Consider the following 19,013-nt stretch of genomic DNA (forward strand, 5'->3'; position numbering starts at 1 on the left):
CATGCCCCGGCAACGCAACCACCAGGACACGCAGCGGTCGGTGCATTGGCGCACGCCGAACCTGTTGGTCAACGACCCCAGGACTCTGCCGGTTCGGCAGGTTGCCTACTTGCGCACAGCACCCGACACGCCGGCTGAAAGCCGGATCACTCAGCAACATCACGATGCTGCCGGCCGGCTGACGGAACGATGGGACCCTCGCCTGTTCAGCGCAGCGGCCAAACCCAATCTGGCTAGCCGCTACTCCCTCACTGGCACGCCCTTGCGCATTGACAGCGTCGATGCAGGCTGGCGCCTGACCCTGTCGGGCCCCGCAGGTGAAGCCCGGCAACAGTGGGATGCACGAGGGCAGCACTGGTGCAGCACTTACGATGAACAGTTACGAATAGTGAGCGTTGCCACGCAGGCTTTGGAGCCGTTCGAAACCTACACCTACGCCGACTCTTCGGCTGATGCCGGACATAACCTGCGCGGGCAGATGACGACGTTGCAGGATCCCGCCGGCACTCTGTCCTTGTCGAGTTTCAGCCTGATCGGCCAGCCGCGGATTCAGGTCCGCACATTTGACGATGCGCTACACCATCGCAGTGAGCAGACCTTCGGTCCCCTGAGCCAGGCACTGACACAGACCGATGCCGGTGGGCATTGCCAATTGCTGCACCATGACCTCGCCGGGCAGCTCAAGGAGGTGATGCTTGTACTCTACGGGGACACCCAGCCACAGATCATTTACCAGGATACGCAATACAACGCCGCCGGACAGCTCATCGAACAGCTTGGCGGCAATGGCATGTGCAGCCGCTGGCATTACGACCCGGCCAATGGGCGCCTGCAAAGTGTGCAAACAACGGTGGCCGGCCAGGCTGCGCAGCAGCATCTGGTTTATGTGTACGACGCCGTCGGCAACGTGCTGTGCATTCTGGATCTGACCTTTGAGCGGGTGTACTTCGCCAACCAGCTCATCGATGGCGAACGGCATTTTGAGTATGACTCGCTCTACCGGTTGATCCGCGCCAGCGGCCACGATGCCCTGCCGGCCCCGGATATGCCGGGCCGACCGTTGCCGAGCGACCCCAACAACCTGCGCAATTATGTCCAGCATTTTGAATACGACCAGGGCGACAACCTGACCAGGCTGGTGCACAGCCGGGCAGTCGGCGGCTACACCCGACAGATGCTTGTCGACTCGACAAGCAACCATGCCCTGCACTGGAAAGAAGGCGATCCGCCGCCGGACTTCGGCGCATTTTTCGATGCCCATGGCAACCAGCGCAAACTCCAGCACGGCGCTGATTTACTCTGGAACGTGCAAGATCAGCTGCATCAGGTAACGCTGCTCAAACACGACAACGGCCTGGCAGATGATCGTGAGGTCTACTTCTACAGTCAGGGTGAACGGGTCTGCAAACGTCACGAGACCCACAGCCCTGGCGCACTGCATTATCTGCAGGTGCGCTATCTGCCGGGGCTGGAAATCCGCACCCGCGATAACGGCGAAGAACTGCATGTCATCACCCTGCCTGGTAGCGTGCGCTGCCTGCACTGGCGCAAAAAACCGCCTGCTGATGTCGACAACAATCAACTGCGCTACAGCCTCGACGACCATTTGGGCTCAAGCCTCATCGAGCTGGATCAACACGCCCGGCTCATCAGCCGCGAGACCTACTACCCGTTCGGCGGCACGGCCCTATGGCTGCCGAGTTCAAGCGCGGCGGTGGACTACAAGACTCTGCGCTATTCGGGCAAGGAAATGGACGTCAGCGGTCTGTACTACTACGGCGCCCGCTATTACGCACCGTGGCTGCAACGCTGGACCAGCGCCGATCCTGCCGGTGACGTCGACGGCCTGAATCTGTACGCGATGGTCAGCAACAATCCCTTACGCTACTTCGATAGCGGCGGCACCGAAAAGACGCCCAGCGAAGCACGCCAGCAAGTCAGTGAGTTCTCCAGCGTGCTGTCGCAGATGAACAGCGAGCTGCAAAAGCTCGACTATCAGCTGTCCAACCTCACCCGTACCCGTGACATCTACAAGACCGCCGCCAAAAAACTCGCGTTCAGCGTCGCGACCTTCGCCGTGGCAATCAAGGCTGGCGCAGTGGGTGGCGCCGTGGGTGCCGGGGTCGGCGGCCTGACGGGGCCGGCCGCGCCGGTGGTGGTGCCGGTGGTGTCTACGATCGGCGCGATTTTCGCCGCTGAAGCATCGGTAAAAGTCATGGACAAACTTGGCGAGCACACCGGTCTTGGCTATTCGATCATGCCGGATCAAGCCGCGCTGTCGGTGAAAAGCCTGCAAAGCAAAGCCAAGGCCTCGCCGAACACCATCAGGGGCACCCTCGAAAGCTTCAATCCGAACGGTTCCGCAGGGCTGGTGAAGATCGGTCTGGAAACCACCGTTCGGGTACTGGGCAAGCACTTCAATATTCCCTACCTGAAGCAGTCATTGAACATCGCCCGCCAGATGGCTCAGCTCACCGAAGCGCTCAATGACGCCTGGGGCCAGGGCGACCTGGACCGGATCGGCATCCGGCTGGAAGAGTTGACGAGCTATCTCGACAGTCAGCAGGCCAGCCTCCAGGAACACTTAGAGACGCTGGCCGGTGCAGAACCTGCGCCAGTCAAACTGATCGGGATTGCGCAGATGCCGGAGCGCGCCGACGACGACCTGGCTCAACTGCAACAGCAAATGACTGTCGCTCGCGGCACCATCAAACACAGCAGGGATCTGCTCGGGCGTCTATCGGCCTTCCTGATCCAAAAGCACAAAGCTGCATAAGCCGGTTCCGTAACGCGATCGAGAGCAGAAAAATGGCAAGGTCACTGTTCCATCACACGCCGAGCATCAAGAGCCATGACCCACGGCGGTTGCCCGTGCGGCAGGTGGAATACTTGCGCCAGGTCGCTGGTGGTCCGACGCAAGCCCTGGTCACTCGTCAGCAGCACGATCCCTCCGGACGCCTGGTCATGCAGCTTGATCCTCGCCGGGTGGACGGTACCTCGCCGCCGAATCTGCAAACGGTCTATAACCTGAGCGCTCAACCACTGCGCATCGATAGCGTCGATGCCGGCAAGCGGCTCGTGCTGCCAGGCCCTGCCGATGAGGAGCGGCAACGCTGGGATGCGCGCGGTAACCACTGGCACTTTCGCCACGACGCCCTGTTGCGCAGGCTCGTCGTCACCGAAAACGCGCACGTCGAGATCGAACGCAACACCTACGCCGACCACACGGCGGACGCCGGGCATAATCTGCGCGGTGAATTGAACAGCCTGTCTGACCCTTCCGGCAGCGCGGCATTCAGCAGCTATGGCCTGGCCGGCCAGGTGTTGAGCGAAACCCGTCACTTCATCGACACACTCGAGCCCTTTACCACCCTGCGGCACTACGGCCCACAGGGCGATCTGTTGCTGCTCACCGATGCCGGTGGCCACCGACAGTTGCCGCGTTACGACATCGCCGGACAATTGCTGCAGCTGTCGCTGGAACTGGCCGGCGCCAGTGCCGCAGAACCGGTGATGTGCGACAGCCGATACAACGCCGCCGGCCAGCTTGTCGAGCAACTGGCCGGCAACGGCGTTCGCAGCCACCATTTCTACGATCCGGCAGACGGTCGCCTGCTGCGCATGCTGGCGCGCAGGGATCAGGCAGCTGCGCTGCAGAATCTGTATTACTTCTTTGACCTGGTGGGCAACATCCTGCGCATCGAAGACCACACCCTGGCCACGGTGTACTTCGCCAATCAGCGCGTCGACGGCGATCGCCACTTTGCTTACGACTCGCTGTACCGCCTGATCGAAAGCCGCGGCTTCGAGGGCCAGGTGCCTCAGCAGTTGCCAGGACTGCCACAACCGATTCAGCCGATCGATCCCGGGCGTCGCTTCAACTACACCGAACATTACCTTTATGACGTGGGCAACAATCTGGTCGAACTGCAGCATGTACGTGAAGGCCACAACTTCACTCAGCAGATGCGCATCGATCCACGCAGCAACCGCGGGGTTCGCTGGAAAACCGGTGACCCCGAACCGGACTTCGCGGAACACTTCGACCCTCTCGGCAATCAACTGAAGCTGCAACCCGGCACCGTGCCACTGACGTGGAGCAACCAGAACCAACTGGCCCGAGTGACATTGCTGCAGCACGAAAATGGCTTGCCGGACGACGAGGAAGTCTATCGCTACAGCCAGGGGGCACGGGTCTACAAGCGCTGGCTGAGCCATACAGCGTCAGCTACCCATCGCCGTGAGGTACGTTATCTGCCGGGCCTGGAAATCCACGCGCGCAGTGATGGCCAGCAATTGCATGTCATCGTCCTGCCTGGTGCCCGCTGCCTGCACTGGCTCAGCGGCCGGCCACCCGTGACAGCAAACGATCAACTGCGTTACAGCCTCGACGATCACCTCGGTTCCTGCGCACTGGAGCTAGACCGCCACGCGGACGTCATCAGCCTCGAGCATTACTACGCGTTCGGTGGCACCGCTTGGTGGGCCGTACGTTCGGCGCTCGAAGCCAGTTACAAAACCATCCGTTATTCGGGTCGGGAGATGGACGCCAGCGGTCTCTATTATTACGGCGCCCGGTATTACGCGCCGTGGCTGCAACGCTGGGTCAGTGCCGATCCGGCCGGCGCTGTCGACGGACTGAATCTGTATGCCTTCGTCAGCAATAATCCTGTGATTCATGTCGACCAGACAGGCGCTTCCAAGGTGATTTTCGACCTGGTCAAACGATCGATCGGCCTGTTTGACAAAGCCAAAACAGCGACCGATCAATTGCACAATCTGAGTCGCGAATTTGACGGTCTGGTCCCGGAAAACGCGGACATCGAAGACCTGCGCAAGAACATGACGCTGGGCAAGTTCCTCAAGTCCCGACATGGCATCAAATCGGTTCTTTACGGTGCCGGCAAAGGGGCCGCGATCGGTAGTGTTCTAGGCACCGCGCTGCCGGGTATAGGCAACGCCATTGGCACCGGCGTGGGGATTCTCGCGGGTGTGATCGTTTTCCCCTTGCTGCGTTATTACTTTTTCAAGAAAGGCCTGAGGCTCGCGCAAACGCTGCGCACCCAGGAACTAAAGGATGGCCTGCAAACCGTCGGTGATACCGTCACCCGCATGGTCGACGGCGCCACCGATCTGCTCAACAGCAGTACGTCGGTACTGGAGGGCATCAAGACCGTCACCAACACTCTCAACGGATATCCCGGGCAGATTCAGACATTGTTCCACGACCAGCTGCAATCGCTTGCGGGTGACAAACAACGCGAGGTGATCAGACTGCTGAGAACCGGTATCGACCCATTCGACGCCATCAGCAAAGTGCTGGAGACGGCTCAGGACGTCAATGACGCCCGCAACGTCGCCGAGAACCTGAACGACCGCCTGCAACAACTGCAAGGCACAGTCACTGAGCCTTCGCGGCCCAAACCGGTCCCCAAACCGCGGACGAAATTCCTCGCGCGGGCATCTACAGGAGAAACGTTCGTGTGACGCCGAGGGTGGTTGGAACAGTGCGCCGAGCCGCTTCGGCGCATGCTATCGTGCCCGCCCGTCCCTTTATCCATTAGCCCAGCATGCTGCCGACTTCCCGTACCCTGCGTCTGTCGTTGTATACCTTGCTGATCATCGCCGGTGCGGCCATCGCCGCCACCCTTGCCATCCGCCACGCCGAACGTCAGGCGCAGGAAGAAGACGCCGCCCGCGCCAGCCAACAGCTGGCGCTGTACGCCAACTCCCTGCACACCCTGATCGACCGCTATCGTGCCCTGCCCGCCGTGCTGGCGCTGGACCCGCAATTGCGCGGGGCGCTGGCCGGGCCGGTCAGCACTGAACAGCAGAACGCGCTGAATCTGAAGCTGGAGAAGATCAACGGCGCGGCGCAGTCCTCGACCCTCGAACTGCTCGATCACACTGGCCTTGCGGTAGCCGCCAGTAACTGGCGCCTGCCCAGCAGCTATGTTGGCCACAACTACGGTTTTCGCCCGTACTTCAGTCAGACCCGCACCCAGGGCAGCGGACGCTTTTATGCGGTGGGTGTGACCAGTGGCATCCCCGGTTATTTTCTCTCCAGCGCGGTGCTGGGCGACAACGACGAGTTCCTCGGGGCGATGGTGGTCAAGCTGGAGTTTCCCGAGCTTGAGCGCGAATGGAGCCAGGGCAGCGACACGCTGCTGGTCAGCGATGCACGCGGAATCGTTTTCATCGCCAACCAGCCCGGCTGGCGCTATCGCTCGTTGCGGCCGCTGGACAGCCGCGACATGGCCGAGATCAAGCGCACGCGTCAGTACGACAAGCAATCGCTGAGCCCGCTGACGCATTTGTCCCTGCGCCACTTCGACGACAACAGCGACCTGCGCCGGGTCGAAGGCCCGCAAGGCACGGCGGACTATCTGTGGGAATCGCTGCCGCTCGCCGCCGAAGGCTGGACCCTGCACCTGTTGCGGCACCCGCAAGTGGCCTTCGAAGATTTGCGTAACGCCGGGCTCGCCGCTGCCGGTGTGTGGCTGGCGCTGGTGTTTCTGCTGCTGTTCCTCAATCAGCGCTGGCGCCTGTCGAAAGTCCGTCAGCGCAACCGCGAAGAACTCGAACAATTGGTCGAAGCACGCACCCGCGACTTGCGCACGGCCCAGGACGGTCTGGTGCAATCGGCCAAGCTCGCCGCGCTGGGACAGATGTCTGCGGCGCTGGCCCACGAAATCAATCAGCCGCTGACCGCGCAACGCATGCAACTGGCGACACTGCGGCTGCTGCTCGACCATGGCCGCGTCGATGACGCCTACAAGGCGCTCAAACCGGTGGACGACATGCTCACGCGCATGGCGTCGCTCACCGGTCACCTGAAGACCTTTGCCCGCAAGAGCCCCAGCGGCCTGCGCGAACGGCTGGATCTGGCCACGGTGGTCGATCAGTCGCTGCAATTGCTCGACGCCCGCCAGCGCGACGAACAGGTCAGCCTGGTGCTGCACCTGACGCGCCCGGCGTGGGTGCGTGGCGATGCGATCCGCCTCGAACAAGTACTGATCAATCTGTTGCGCAACGCCCTCGATGCAATGCAGGGTAAACCGTGCAAGCGTCTGGAAATCCGCCTGGAAGTAGACGAGCAACTGTGGCGTCTGAGCGTGATCGACAATGGCGGCGGGATTGCCGAAGAACACCTGAACCAGGTGTTCGACCCGTTCTTCACCACAAAACCTGTGGGTGACGGCCTCGGTCTGGGGCTGGCGGTGTCCTTCGCCATCGTGCATGAATCCGGCGGGCGCTTGAGTGCCGAGAATGGTGAGGCCGGCGCAATATTCACCCTGACCCTGCCGATCGATCTGGAGGCGCATATCTGATGCTCAACTCAGTGATAGTGGTCGATGACGAAGGCAGCATCCGCAACGCTGTCGAACAGTGGCTGAGTCTGTCGGGGTTCGAGGTGCAGTTGTTCAGCCGCGCTGAAGACTGTCTGGCGGCACTGCCCGCGCACTTCCCCGGGGTGATCCTCAGCGATGTGCGCATGCCCGGCCTCAGTGGTCTGGAGTTGCTGGCCGAAGTGCAGCGCCGTGACGCCGATCTGCCAGTGATTCTGCTGACCGGTCACGGTGATGTGCCGATGGCGGTCGAAGCCATGCGCGACGGTGCCTACGACTTCCTGGAAAAACCGTTCAGCCCGCAAACCCTGCTCGGCAGCCTGCGCCGGGCGCTCGACAAACGTCGGCTGGTTCTGGAAAACCGTGCCCTGCACGAGCAGGCCGACCACCGCGCCAGACTCGATGCGACGCTGCTCGGTGTGTCCCGTGGCATGCAGACCTTGCGCCGGCAGGTGCTGGAGCTGGCGGCGCTGCCGGTCAACGTGTTGATCCGCGGCGAAACCGGCAGTGGCAAGGAACTGATCGCGCGCTGCCTGCACGACTTCGGCCCGCGCGCGGACAAGCCCTTTGTGGCGCTCAACTGTGCGGCAATCCCCGAGCAGTTGTTCGAGGCCGAGTTGTTTGGCCATGAGAGCGGCGCCTTCACCGGCGCTTCCGGCAAGCGCATCGGCAAGCTGGAGTACGCCGACGGCGGCACGCTGTTTCTCGATGAAATCGAAAGCATGCCGCTGGCCCAGCAGGTGAAACTGCTGCGGGTGTTGCAGGAACAGAAGCTGGAACGGTTGGGCTCGAACCAGAGCATTCGCGTCGACCTGCGGATCGTTGCCGCGACCAAGCCCGACCTGCTCGATGAGGCACGGGCCGGACGCTTTCGTGAGGACCTGGCCTATCGCCTGAACGTTGCCGAACTGCGCCTGCCGCCGCTGCGTGATCGTCGCGAAGACATTCCGCTGCTGTTCGAATCCTTCGCCTTCAGCGCCGCCCAGCGTCTGGGGCGCACCTTCCCGCCGTTGAGCGGCGCGCAATTGAGTCACCTGCTGAGTCACGACTGGCCGGGCAATGTGCGTGAACTGGCGAACGTCGCCGAGCGGCAGGTGCTGGGGCTGGATGAGCCGGTGCAAGGCATCGACCCCGGCCAGTCCCTCGCCGCGCAGCAAGAAGCCTTCGAAGCCCAGTGCCTGCGTGCTGCGCTGACCCGACACAAGGGCGATGTGAAAGCGGTGCTGGAAGAGTTGCAACTGCCGCGCCGCACGTTCAATGAAAAGCTGCAGCGGCATGGGTTGAGTCGGGAGATGTTTGTTCCGGGCAGCTAATGTGACTGCGCCTGTCCTGGCCCCATCGCGAGCAGGCTCACTCCTACAGGTTTTGTGCTGAACACAGAAACTGTGAACACCACCGACCATTGCGGGGGCGGGCTTGCTCGCCAAGAGGCCATTACTGACAACAACAATCCCTATGCCAGATAAGCAATTTTCCGCTCACCAATCACAATCAATAAGCGGATTTCCGCTCATTAAATCCCGCTCACCCCTCTAAACCGGCCCTTTCCCCGTTGGCACAGCTCCTGCTATAGCCCCGGCAGGCTGCGTTTTAACGCGCTCCACAAAAACAATTAAACGAAGGATCCTTCAATGGATAACTCCAACGCCCTGCCTCTTGGGTCGGCTGCTGCGCCCGCCAAAGAAAGAACCACCGCCAGCCGGATCAAATCGATCTTCAGCGGTTCTGTCGGCAACATGGTCGAGTGGTACGACTGGTACGTCTATGCCGCCTTCTCGCTGTACTTCGCCAAGACCTTCTTCCCCGCCGGTTCCACCACTGCCCAACTGATGAACACCGCCGCGATCTTCGCCGTGGGCTTTCTGATGCGCCCGATCGGTGGCTGGCTGATGGGCCTCTACGCGGACAAGGTCGGTCGCAAGAAAGCCTTGATGGCCTCGGTCTACCTGATGTGCTTCGGCTCCTTGCTGATCGCTCTGAGTCCCAACTACGAAACCATCGGCATCGGCGCACCGATCCTGCTGGTGTTCGCACGATTGCTGCAAGGCCTGTCGGTCGGCGGCGAATACGGCACCTCGGCGACCTATCTCTCGGAGATGGCGACCAAGGAACGTCGCGGCTTCTTCTCCAGCTTCCAGTACGTGACCCTGATCTCCGGCCAGCTCATAGCGCTGGGCGTACTGATCGTGCTGCAGAACGTGCTGACCACTGAACAGCTGTACGCGTGGGGCTGGCGTATTCCGTTCGCCATCGGCGCGCTGTGCGCGGTCGTGGCGTTGTACCTGCGTCGCGGCATGGAAGAAACCGAGTCGTTCACCAAGAAAGAAAAGTCCAAGGAAAGCGCCATGCGCACCTTGATGCGCCACCCCAAAGAGCTGTTGACCGTGGTCGGCCTGACCATGGGCGGCACCCTGGCGTTCTACACCTACACCACCTACATGCAGAAATATCTGGTGAACACCGTCGGCATGAGCATCTCCGACTCGACCACCATTTCTGCCGCCACGCTGTTCCTGTTCATGTGCCTGCAACCGATCATCGGCGGCCTGTCGGACAAGATCGGCCGTCGTCCGATCCTGATCGCCTTCGGCGTGCTGGGGACGATCTTCACGGTGCCGATCCTGATGACCCTGCACACCATTCAGACCTGGTGGGGCGCGTTCTTCCTGATCATGGCGGCGCTGATCATCGTCAGCGGCTACACCTCGATCAACGCGGTGGTGAAAGCCGAACTGTTCCCGACTGAAATCCGCGCGCTGGGCGTGGGCCTGCCGTACGCGCTGACCGTGTCGATCTTCGGCGGCACCGCTGAATACATCGCACTGTGGTTCAAGAGCATCGGCATGGAAACCGGTTACTACTGGTACGTGACCGCGTGCATCGCGGTGTCGTTGCTGGTTTACGTGACCATGAAGGACACGCAGAAACACTCGCGGATCGTGACTGACTGAGGAATGAGTTAGTTCAGCCATTGTGATGGTGGCTGTTATGGCCCCATCGCGAGCAGGCTCACTCCTACATTGATTGGCGTACGCCGCCCCTTGTAGGAGTGAGCCTGCTCGCGATTGCGGCGACTCGGTATCAGGACAGTTCAGCAACTACCTGCGGCTTGCCATAACGCTTCTGCGCATACGACGCCCCGACAATCATCACCAGTAGAATCGCCGCCAGCACCGACGACGAACCGATGGTGCCGAAGTCCAGACCACCCTTCTCGTGAGACTTGGTCATCAAGTCGCCCAAGGTCGCACCGAACGGCCGGGTCAGCACGAACGCTACCCAGAACAACAGCACCGACGAAATCTTCGTGAAGTATTTGAGCAGCACGACCACGGCAATGGTCGAGCCGATCAGCAGCGCGCCACCGGCAAAGCCCAGGCCCGAATCATCGGCCAGGTAGTCACCCAGCGCGGTGCCCAGGGTGTTGGAAAACAGAATCGCCATCCAGTAGAACATCTCGCCCCGGAAGGTCTGCACCTTGCTGACATTCAACGAGTCGCCGCTCAGACGCCAGGCCGCGAAGATCGCCAGCAGAATCGCAATCAGGATCATCGACCCGGTGGCGTAACCCAGCCCGAGGGTGCGGTCCATGAAGTCGGACATGGTGGTGCCGGCGGTGCTGGTGGACAGAATCACGATCCAGTACAGCAGCGGCTTGTAGGTCTTGGCCATCAATTGGGTGATCAGCGTCAGCACGAACACGCTGATCAGGATCAGCGAGCTGAGGGCGTACCCGACGTTGAGGGTCATCGACAGCAAATCCCCCGCGGTTTCCCCCAGGGTCGTCGCGCAGATTTTCATGACCCAGAACGCCAGGGTAATTTGAGGCAGTTTATTCATCGCAAGCAAAGCTCCAGTGTGAGACGGCCGTTTCTTGGTTTTCTGGCCGTGGGCAGACTGGCGTTGCACCGGTGAAAAACCGGTCGGCAGCAGATGAAAAATCTGTCATATCGCGAAAAACAGCGATTAATCCCCCATTAATGCTGGCCTTGCATCCTGCATGCACCTGATCGATGACCTGCGCGACGTTCGCTCCCGACAATGGAAGCCAATCAATGCGTCGCCATTAATATCTAGTTAATCGATTGTTTTTAGCATTTATTTGCGCTTTTTAATCAATTTAGTTGGCGTAGCATTAGGTCCAAGCAAGACACATCGTCAACGAATCCGGAGTAACCGACATGAAAACCCAACTGATCCTCGCCCTGACCCTGTCCGTACTGGCCGCCAACACCTTCGCTGCCGATGGCTCGGACAAAACCAAATCGTCCGACTTCATTTCCGGCGCCAGCGCCGCCATCGAAACCAGCCATTCGGGCACTTACGCCGCTGACGGTTTCGACAAAACCAACGTCGGCAAAGCTGTGGCTGCCGATGGCTTTGACAAGACTGGCACCGCGGCCGCCATTGCCTCTGACGGTTTCGACAAAACCGGTACTGCTGCAGCCATCAGCTGATCATCGGCAGTCTCCCCACAGCCCGGCTTAGGCCGGGCTTAGTCATTTCCGGGACATCACAAACAACCCCTGTAGGAGTGAGCCTGCTCGCGATAGCGGTGTGTCAGCTGATACACATTTGACTGGTACACCGCTATCGCGAGCAGGCTCACTCCTACAGGGGATGCGCATCCGGCTGGAAATATGCGCCGTGTGCTTGCACTATTGGCCACCTGATCCAGCCCTCTCCAGGACCACCCACCATGTCCGATGACATCCACTTCTACGAACCCGCCCACGGCCACGGCCTGCCCCACGATCCGTTCAACGCCATCGTCGGCCCGCGCCCCATCGGCTGGATCTCTTCGCAGGATGCCCACGGCCGGCTGAACCTGGCGCCTTACAGCTTCTTCAACGCGTTCAACTACATTCCGCCGATCATTGGTTTTTCCAGTGTCGGGCGCAAAGACAGCCTGAACAACATCGAGCAGACCGGTGAATTCGTCTGGAACCTCGCCACCCGGCCACTGGCCGAGCAGATGAACCAGAGCTGCGCAATGGTCGCACCTGAGGTCAACGAGTTTGAATTGGCCGGATTGACGCCGGTGGCGTCGAAGGTGATTGCAGTGCCACGGGTGGCCGAAAGCCCGGTGTCCTTCGAGTGCAAGGTCACGCAGATCATTCAGTTGCAGCGCGCCGATGGCGAAACCGTGCCGAGCTGGCTGATTCTCGGCGAAGTGGTCGCCGTGCATATCGCCAAGTGGCTGTTGAAGGACGGGATCTACGACACCGCCGCGGCAGAACCGATTCTGCGCGGCGGCGGGCCGGCGGATTATTTCCAGTTGGGGCCAGAGGCCTTGTTCAAGATGTGGCGCCCGGGCGCCGTCAAATAAGCGCCGTTACCAGATCAGCTCGGCGTCATCAGTGACGCCCTGCAGACGCTCCAGCTCTTGGGTGGCTGCGTCATCGGCAGCGATGGCGCCGGGGAATACCTGATCACCCAGCAGTTTGTGAAAGCGTGGCGCACCGCCATCGACCAGGGCCTTGACCGCGATTGCCGCGTGATAACCCTTGTTGCCGCCCAACTCGACGGGGACGACTGCGGAGACTGCTTCGAAGTGTTCGAACTCTTTACGTGCCATGGCACACATCCTGGCTCAGACGAATAAGCCGGACATTAAACCCTCAACCGGCGAGTTTGTGTATCGGTGCCGGGCATTGTCCCAACGCCTGCGCCGCCGACACCTCTTTGAAGGTGTGGAAATCCAGGCTGTTGACCACCAGGTCCTGGACCAGTTCGGCAAAGATCTGCATCGACGGACTGTTGAAATACGCCGTCATCGCCTGCTGATGGCTCCAGAAACCGGAGACCAGCCACAAGTCCGGATCGCATTGCGAATGCTGCAGGGCAAAGTTCAGGCAACCGGGGGCGGTGCGCGACGGTTCGATCAAGGCACTGAGACGTACACCCAGTTCGGCGGAGCGTCCGGCGCGCGCTCGAACGAAGGCCATATGACTGACGGGAATCTGCTTGGACATGTTCAACCCTCCCAGGGAGTCGAGTGGCAGCCGGGGGACGGGCTGCGACAGGATCCAAGGTTAAGGGCCGGGTGCGACGTGCCGTTAGTCGATTCCTGCCGCCGCGTTGCACAATCCTGCGAAACTGCACACGGCCCCTGCAACAACGGGTAAACCTTGTCACACGGCTGTCACACCGATTTCAAGCAAGTTTGCCGCCCTGCATCCTGCTATGGCTGTGCACGCCGGCAAGCCAATGCAGAATCAGGCAAGCATTTGACAGAATGTGTCTACCGCTTTCGCTTGCACAAACTTAAGCTCTGCTCCATTCCAGATCCCTTGCCGAGGATGCCGTGCATGACGTCATTCGATCGTTTCCAAGCCCCGCCCGATGCCGACATGGAGAAACAGCGCGCAGAACTGGCGGCGATCATCCGCCGCAACACCACGGACGATGGCAGTTACCAGACCGCCATCGGCTCGCTGTTCATGTCGCGTCACACCCAGTCCCATGACTTTGCCCCGGTGCTGGCGCAACCGGCGCTGTGCATCATGGCTCAGGGGCGTAAAGAGGTGCGGCTGGCGGATGAGTACTTCAATTACGACCCGTTGAACTACCTGGTGGTGTCGGTTTCGATGCCGCTCAGCGGCCGGGTGGTGAATGTCTCGCCAGAGGACCCTATCCTCGCCGTGCGCCTGGACATCGATCCGACCGAAATCACTGCGCTGATCGCCGACGCCGGCCCCATGGGCGTGCCGACCCGGCCGACCGGGCGTGGTCTGTATGTCGAGCAGATCGACAGCGCAATGCTCGACGCGGTGCTGCGTCTGGCGCGATTGCTCGATGCGCCGAAAGACATCGCCATGCTCGCGCCGCTGATCCGTCGGGAGATTCTCTATCGCCTGCTGCGCAGTCCGCAGGGCCATCGTTTGTATGAGATCGCGATTGCCAACAGCCAGAGCCACCGCATCAGCCAGGCGATCAAATGGCTCAACGGCAACTTCGAGCAACCGCTGCGTATCGATGATCTGGCCAAGGAAGTGAACCTCAGCGTCTCGACCCTGCATCACCGCTTCAAGGCAATGACGGCGATGAGCCCGCTGCAATATCAGAAGCAGTTGCGCCTGCAAGAGGCGCGGCGCCTGATGCTGACCGAGGGGCTGGAAGCGTCGGCGGCGGGGTATCGGGTGGGGTATGAAAGCCCCTCGCAGTTCAGCCGCGAGTACAGCCGCTTGTTTGGCGCACCGCCGTTGCGGGATCTGGCGCGGTTGCGGCTGTCGGTCTGATCCAGAATTTTCGCTATCACAACTGACGCCTTCGCGGGCAAGCCCGCTCCCACAGGGTTTTGTGTTGAACACAAGATTGGGGGACAACACCTATCACTGTGGGAGCGGGCTTGCCCGCGAAGGGGCCAGCAGGGCCAACATCAAATCCGGATCAAGCCCCCAACACCCGACACGCCTCCACCGGCAACGTCACCGACACCGGATGCCCGACTCCCAACCCAATCCCCTGACACGGCGTGCTCAACGCCGTGAACGTCACCCCGGAACATTCCACCGTGGTCTCGATGGTCGCGCCGATGTCGCGCACGAACGTCACCTTGCCCAGCAAGCGATTGCCCGCCGTCGCCTGTGGCGCAGACAGTTGCAGGTCTTCCGGGCGAATCAGCATCTTCACCTTCTGCCCCACCACGATGCTGCTGCAGATCGGCACTTGCAGCGCGTCACCACCCGGCAGGCTGACCTTGCCATCACCGAGCGCCGTGGCCGGGAAAATGTTGCCCGAGCCGATGAAGTCGGCGACGAACTCGTTGGCCGGATGCCGGTAGATCTCGATCGGCGTGCCCACCTGCTGCACCTTGTGCTCCCCCAACACCACCACGATGTCGGCCATGGTCATGGCTTCGCGCTGGTCGTGGGTGACCATGATCGTGGTGATGTTCAGGCGCTGTTGCAGTTGGCGGATTTCCACCTGCATCGACTCACGCAGCTTGGCATCCAGCGCCGACAACGGTTCGTCGAGCAGGAGGATTTTCGGCCGTGAGGCGATGGCCCGGGCAATCGCCACCCGTTGCCGTTGCCCACCGGAAAGCTTCGCCACAGGACGGTCGATCATCGCTTGCAGCTGGATCAATTCCAACAGTTCCACCACCCGCGCCTGCTGCTCGGCTTTGCTCACGCCGCGCAGTTTCAGCGGATAGGCAATGTTCTCGCCGACGGTCATGTGCGGGAACAGCGCCAGCGACTGGAACACCATGCCGAAGTTGCGCAGGTGCGCCGGGGTATGTCCGATGTTTTCGCCATCCAGGCGAATCTCGCCGCCGGTGAGGGTTTCCAGCCCGGCGATCATCCGCAGCAAGGTGGTTTTGCCGCAGCCCGACGGGCCGAGAAAACACACCAGTTTGCCTTCGGGCAAATGCAGGTTGACGTCTTGTACCGCGCAAGCCGAGCCGTAGAATTTCTCGACGTTTTCCAGAATCAGACCAGTCATGTTGCACCTCAAATCAAAAGGAAACGCCGCCCTCGCCCACCAGCTTCTCCAGCGCCCAGATCAGGACGAAGTCGATCAGCACGATCAGCACGGCAAACGAGAACACGGTAGGGTCGAGCGATGACACGGTGCGGCTGTACATCCAGATCGGCACGGTCATGACATCGATGGTGTAGAGGAAATAGGTCACGGTGAATTCGTTGAACGAGACGATGAACGCCAGCAGCATCCCCGCCAGAATCCCCGACTTCATCAACGGCACCACCACGTCGACGATCGCCCGCAGCGGCGAGGCGCCGAGCATCCGTGCCGCCTCTTCGACTTCGCTGCCGATGGAGAGCATCGCAGCGGTGCAGTTTTTCACCACGAACGGCAGCGCCAGAATCACGTGGGCAATCACCAGGCGCGAAGTGGTCAGGTGGAACGGCAGGCTGTCGAACACCAGCAGCAACGCCAGGCCCAACACCACCATCGGAAACACCAGCGGCAGCGACATCAGTTGCAGCGCCACGGCTTTGCCACGGAACTCGCAACGGGTCAGCGCATAGGCGGCGGGCACCGCGATCAGCGTAGCGAAGACCATGGTCAGGCACGACACCAGCAAACTGGTGGCCATCGCCTGACCGAGGCTCAGCACGTCGCTGGCGTCCGGCGAAACGAAGGTGTGCCAGGCGGCTTTGTACCATTGCAGGCTGTAGCTGCTCGGCGGGAAGTCGAGGTTCGACGCACCGCTGAACGACATCACGATCATGGTCAGGATCGGCAACACCGCCAGCAGCAGAATGAACCCGGAAAGGATCCCGGCGAACTTGCCGGTGTCGCCGGGCAACAGCGCCATGCGCTTCTTGGTCAGGGTACTCATTGCGAAGCCTCCAGCAGGCGCCGACGACGGCCGGTGATGTATTCGGACAGGGTCATGATCGCCAGCGTGGTGACGATCAGCACCACCCCGGCCGCCGACGCGGCGGGCCAGTTCATCAGTGGCGCGATCTGGTCATGCACCATCACCGCAAGCATCGGCACACGGCGGCCACCGAGCAGCAACGGCACGACAAAACTGCTGGCGTTGTAGGCGAACACCAGCGTCGCCCCGGTGATGATCCCCGGCAGACTCATCGGCAACACCACCTGACGGAACACCTGGAAACGACTGGCGCCCAGCGTTGCAGCCGCCTCTTCGTAGGTGCGCGCGACGCCACGCATGGCGCTGGCAATCGGCAGCACGGCGAGCGGAAACGCGGTCTGCACCAGCCCCATCAGCACGCCGTTCTGGTTGTACAGCAACATGATCGGGCGCTTGATCAGGCCCAGGCCCATCAGCGTCTGGTTGAGCATCCCGCCCGGGCCGAGGATCACCAGCCAGCCGTAGCTTTGCAGCAGCAGGTTGACCAGCAGCGGCAACAGCACCGCCGCGAGGAAGATCCGTCGCACAAACGGCGAGGTCAGCCGCGACATGGTGTACGCCACCGGGATCGCCAGCAGCACCGCGATCACGGCGCTGATCAGGGCCAGACGCAGGGTCAGCAGCAACGACTTGAGGTAATAGGGTTCGAGCAATTGCGCGTAGCTGGCGAGGCTGAACCCGCTCCATTCCGCGCCTTTGCTGCCGACGCTCATGCGCAGCACCAGCAGGCTGGCAGCGATCAGCACACCGAGAAACAGCATCGACGGCGTGAGGAAAAACCACGCCCGGGCGGTGGGCGAAATACTGCGCGCCGGACGCGCGGCGGCGGCGCCGACCGGTTGGGTCAGGGATTGATGTTCCATAGCAATGATCTCGTCAATGGAAAAACAACTGACGAACACAACTCTCCAAACCACCCCCGCCCCATTGTAGGAGTGAGCCTGCTCGCGATAGCGGTGTGTCAGTCACCTAATGGGTTGACTGGTATGACGCTATCGCGAGCAGGCTCACTCCTACAGAGGGTTGCGGTGTTCCGAAGACTGGTGTTCGGCTCAGGAAGAAAAAATTTCCGTATAACGACGAATCCATTGGTCATGCACGGTCGCCAGGAAGGCGTTGTCGTGCATGATCGCCTTCTCGGCAATCTGCTCAGGCGTGAGGATGTACGGGCTCTTGCGCGCTTCGGCGGAGATGATCGCCTTGGCGTTGACCGGGCCGTTGAAAATGTCTTCGGCCATCTTGCCCTGCACCAGCGGGTCGAGAGAGTGATCGATGAAGGCGTAGGCCAGGTCGGTGTCGCCCGGACGGTTCTTCGGCATCACCGAGAGCATCAGGTCAGTGTAGAAACCTTCCTTCATGCCGAACGTGGCACCGAGGCCGTAGTTCGGATCGCGGATCTGCTTGGGGAAGAATGCCGGGGCGTACAAGCCACCCATGTCCAGCGAACCGGTACGGAACAACTCGGCAATCTGGTTCGGGTTCTCGCCGAGGGTGACCACGCGATCCTTCAGCTCGGCGAGTTTCTTGAAGCCCGGTTCGATGTTGTGTTCGTCACCGCCGGCCAGTTTGGCGGCGATGATGATCAGGTCCATGGCCTCGGTCCAGTTCGGCGGCGGCAGGAAAATGTTCGGCGCCAGATCGGCGTCCCACAGCGCGGCGTAGCTGTCCGGTGCCTGTTTGAGGGTGCGGGTGCTGTAAACCAGGCTGTTGCACCACAACAGGTAACCGATGCCGTGGCCATTGGCGCCGGTGCGGTATTTTTCCGGGACGTCGATCAGGTTGGGAATGCGATTGAGGTCGGGTTTTTCCAGCAGCCCGGCGGCGGCCAGGCCTTCGGCACCGACCCCGGCCAGAGTGATGATGTCGTACTGCGGACGGTCACCGCCGGCCTTGAGTTTGGCGACCATTTCCGAGGTACTGCCGGTGCGATCGGCGATGACCTTGGCGCCGGTCTTGGCTTCGAACGTGGCGGCAATGTTGCGCAGTGCGGCGAGGCCAGTGTCATCCGACCAGGTCAGCAAACGCAGGGTCTTGCCGGCAAAACGCGTGTCGCTGGCGCTGGCCCGGATGAAGGGCATGCTCAGGGCCGCCGCCGCTACCGAGGCGACGCCGACGGTTTTAATGAATTGACGCCTGTTCAGATCATGCTCGCCCATGAAGGACTCCCTTTGTTCTTTTAAGTATGAGGTTGGTCGCAACCGTTGCATCCGCGCGGCCGGATCCGCTGCAGCCCTTGTTTTCAAAGGCCTGCAGCGCTGCCGACGGGTTCATCCTGAGGTCGTGCAATACACCTGACTATCGATAAAAACTCA

The 19,013-nt window shown here is 61.2% G+C and carries 15 protein-coding genes; 8 read left to right on the plus strand and 7 right to left on the minus strand.

Features of this window, described 5'->3' with window-relative positions; genetic code table 11:
• Window position 1: 1 nt before the first annotated feature.
• The 5 genes from QMK55_RS06880 (at window position 2) to QMK55_RS06900 (ending at window position 10,300) form a co-directional block, all read left to right on the plus strand.
• Window positions 2-2,776 carry an RHS repeat-associated core domain-containing protein gene (locus QMK55_RS06880; RefSeq protein WP_320328919.1) on the plus strand — a complete coding sequence of 925 codons (2,775 nt, stop codon included), beginning with the start codon at window positions 2-4 and terminating at the stop codon, window positions 2,774-2,776.
• 32 nt (window positions 2,777-2,808) lie between these two features.
• Complete coding sequence (locus tag QMK55_RS06885; protein ID WP_320328920.1) at window positions 2,809-5,487, plus strand: RHS repeat-associated core domain-containing protein; 2,679 nt, start codon at window positions 2,809-2,811, stop codon at window positions 5,485-5,487.
• Between the two features lie 83 nt (window positions 5,488-5,570).
• Window positions 5,571-7,331: an ATP-binding protein gene (locus tag QMK55_RS06890; protein ID WP_320328921.1), complete on the plus strand. Its 1,761-nt coding sequence runs from the start codon at window positions 5,571-5,573 to the stop codon at window positions 7,329-7,331.
• Window positions 7,331-8,662 (plus strand): sigma-54-dependent transcriptional regulator, encoded by a 1,332-nt coding sequence (locus QMK55_RS06895; protein ID WP_102354998.1) that lies wholly within the window; start codon window positions 7,331-7,333, stop codon window positions 8,660-8,662. Before QMK55_RS06890 ends, QMK55_RS06895 begins: the two co-directional genes overlap by 1 nt.
• Window positions 8,663-8,980: 318 nt before the next feature.
• The gene (locus QMK55_RS06900; protein WP_320328922.1) at window positions 8,981-10,300 is read left to right on the plus strand and encodes an MFS transporter; all 1,320 of its coding nucleotides are present in this window, start codon (window positions 8,981-8,983) and stop codon (window positions 10,298-10,300) included.
• 130 nt (window positions 10,301-10,430) lie between these two features.
• On the opposite strand, the gene QMK55_RS06905 is transcribed toward QMK55_RS06900, so the two are convergent.
• Entirely contained in the window at window positions 10,431-11,189 is a 759-nt protein-coding gene (locus QMK55_RS06905) for a hypothetical protein (RefSeq protein WP_320328923.1), read from the minus strand.
• 341 nt (window positions 11,190-11,530) lie between these two features.
• Between QMK55_RS06905 and QMK55_RS06910 the strand changes: the two genes are divergently transcribed.
• Window positions 11,531-11,806 carry a hypothetical protein gene (locus tag QMK55_RS06910; RefSeq protein WP_320328924.1) on the plus strand — a complete coding sequence of 92 codons (276 nt, stop codon included), beginning with the start codon at window positions 11,531-11,533 and terminating at the stop codon, window positions 11,804-11,806.
• Window positions 11,807-12,048: 242 nt separating this feature from the next.
• The gene (locus QMK55_RS06915) at window positions 12,049-12,678 is read left to right on the plus strand and encodes a flavin reductase family protein (protein ID WP_320328925.1); all 630 of its coding nucleotides are present in this window, start codon (window positions 12,049-12,051) and stop codon (window positions 12,676-12,678) included.
• 6 nt (window positions 12,679-12,684) lie between these two features.
• Here QMK55_RS06915 and QMK55_RS06920 read toward each other — a convergent pair whose 3' ends face one another.
• Both QMK55_RS06920 and QMK55_RS06925 read right to left on the minus strand, forming a co-directional pair.
• On the minus strand, window positions 12,685-12,927 hold the full coding sequence (locus QMK55_RS06920; protein WP_047296118.1) for a hypothetical protein: 243 nt from the start codon (window positions 12,925-12,927) through the stop codon (window positions 12,685-12,687).
• Between the two features lie 43 nt (window positions 12,928-12,970).
• Window positions 12,971-13,324 carry an antibiotic biosynthesis monooxygenase family protein gene (locus tag QMK55_RS06925; protein ID WP_083368073.1) on the minus strand — a complete coding sequence of 118 codons (354 nt, stop codon included), beginning with the start codon at window positions 13,322-13,324 and terminating at the stop codon, window positions 12,971-12,973.
• Between the two features lie 336 nt (window positions 13,325-13,660).
• Between QMK55_RS06925 and QMK55_RS06930 the strand changes: the two genes are divergently transcribed.
• A complete protein-coding gene (locus QMK55_RS06930; protein ID WP_102354993.1) occupies window positions 13,661-14,590 on the plus strand; it encodes an AraC family transcriptional regulator in 930 nt (309 codons plus the stop codon).
• Window positions 14,591-14,741: 151 nt separating this feature from the next.
• On the opposite strand, the gene QMK55_RS06935 is transcribed toward QMK55_RS06930, so the two are convergent.
• The 4 genes from QMK55_RS06935 to QMK55_RS06950 all read right to left on the minus strand — a co-directional run bounded on the left by QMK55_RS06935 (window position 14,742) and on the right by QMK55_RS06950 (window position 18,857).
• The gene (locus tag QMK55_RS06935; protein ID WP_102354992.1) at window positions 14,742-15,797 is read right to left on the minus strand and encodes an ABC transporter ATP-binding protein; all 1,056 of its coding nucleotides are present in this window, start codon (window positions 15,795-15,797) and stop codon (window positions 14,742-14,744) included.
• A gap of 13 nt (window positions 15,798-15,810) precedes the next feature.
• Window positions 15,811-16,659: an ABC transporter permease gene (locus QMK55_RS06940; protein ID WP_025111658.1), complete on the minus strand. Its 849-nt coding sequence runs from the start codon at window positions 16,657-16,659 to the stop codon at window positions 15,811-15,813.
• Window positions 16,656-17,564, minus strand: coding sequence for an ABC transporter permease (locus QMK55_RS06945; RefSeq protein WP_102354991.1), 909 nt, complete (start codon window positions 17,562-17,564; stop codon window positions 16,656-16,658). The genes QMK55_RS06940 and QMK55_RS06945 overlap by 4 nt, the downstream gene beginning before the upstream one ends.
• 189 nt (window positions 17,565-17,753) lie before the next feature.
• Window positions 17,754-18,857: an ABC transporter substrate-binding protein gene (locus tag QMK55_RS06950; protein WP_027612490.1), complete on the minus strand. Its 1,104-nt coding sequence runs from the start codon at window positions 18,855-18,857 to the stop codon at window positions 17,754-17,756.
• Between the last annotated feature and the right edge of the window lie 156 nt (window positions 18,858-19,013).

It is taken from the genome of Pseudomonas sp. P8_229, from assembly GCF_034008635.1.
Classification (GTDB): Bacteria; Pseudomonadota; Gammaproteobacteria; order Pseudomonadales; family Pseudomonadaceae; genus Aquipseudomonas.

What these genes read in the sequence shown, in the direction of transcription:
- QMK55_RS06880 (WP_320328919.1), top strand. Translation starts at nt 2, where the DNA reads ATGCCCCGGCAACGCAACCACCAGGACACGCAGCGGTCGGTGCATTGG.
- QMK55_RS06885 (WP_320328920.1), top strand. Translation starts at nt 2,809, where the DNA reads ATGGCAAGGTCACTGTTCCATCACACGCCGAGCATCAAGAGCCATGAC.
- QMK55_RS06890 (WP_320328921.1), top strand. Translation starts at nt 5,571, where the DNA reads ATGCTGCCGACTTCCCGTACCCTGCGTCTGTCGTTGTATACCTTGCTG.
- QMK55_RS06895 (WP_102354998.1), top strand. Translation starts at nt 7,331, where the DNA reads ATGCTCAACTCAGTGATAGTGGTCGATGACGAAGGCAGCATCCGCAAC.
- QMK55_RS06900 (WP_320328922.1), top strand. Translation starts at nt 8,981, where the DNA reads ATGGATAACTCCAACGCCCTGCCTCTTGGGTCGGCTGCTGCGCCCGCC.
- QMK55_RS06905 (WP_320328923.1), bottom strand. Translation starts at nt 11,189, where the DNA reads ATGAATAAACTGCCTCAAATTACCCTGGCGTTCTGGGTCATGAAAATC.
- QMK55_RS06910 (WP_320328924.1), top strand. Translation starts at nt 11,531, where the DNA reads ATGAAAACCCAACTGATCCTCGCCCTGACCCTGTCCGTACTGGCCGCC.
- QMK55_RS06915 (WP_320328925.1), top strand. Translation starts at nt 12,049, where the DNA reads ATGTCCGATGACATCCACTTCTACGAACCCGCCCACGGCCACGGCCTG.
- QMK55_RS06920 (WP_047296118.1), bottom strand. Translation starts at nt 12,927, where the DNA reads ATGGCACGTAAAGAGTTCGAACACTTCGAAGCAGTCTCCGCAGTCGTC.
- QMK55_RS06925 (WP_083368073.1), bottom strand. Translation starts at nt 13,324, where the DNA reads ATGTCCAAGCAGATTCCCGTCAGTCATATGGCCTTCGTTCGAGCGCGC.
- QMK55_RS06930 (WP_102354993.1), top strand. Translation starts at nt 13,661, where the DNA reads ATGACGTCATTCGATCGTTTCCAAGCCCCGCCCGATGCCGACATGGAG.
- QMK55_RS06935 (WP_102354992.1), bottom strand. Translation starts at nt 15,797, where the DNA reads ATGACTGGTCTGATTCTGGAAAACGTCGAGAAATTCTACGGCTCGGCT.
- QMK55_RS06940 (WP_025111658.1), bottom strand. Translation starts at nt 16,659, where the DNA reads ATGAGTACCCTGACCAAGAAGCGCATGGCGCTGTTGCCCGGCGACACC.
- QMK55_RS06945 (WP_102354991.1), bottom strand. Translation starts at nt 17,564, where the DNA reads ATGGAACATCAATCCCTGACCCAACCGGTCGGCGCCGCCGCCGCGCGT.
- QMK55_RS06950 (WP_027612490.1), bottom strand. Translation starts at nt 18,857, where the DNA reads ATGGGCGAGCATGATCTGAACAGGCGTCAATTCATTAAAACCGTCGGC.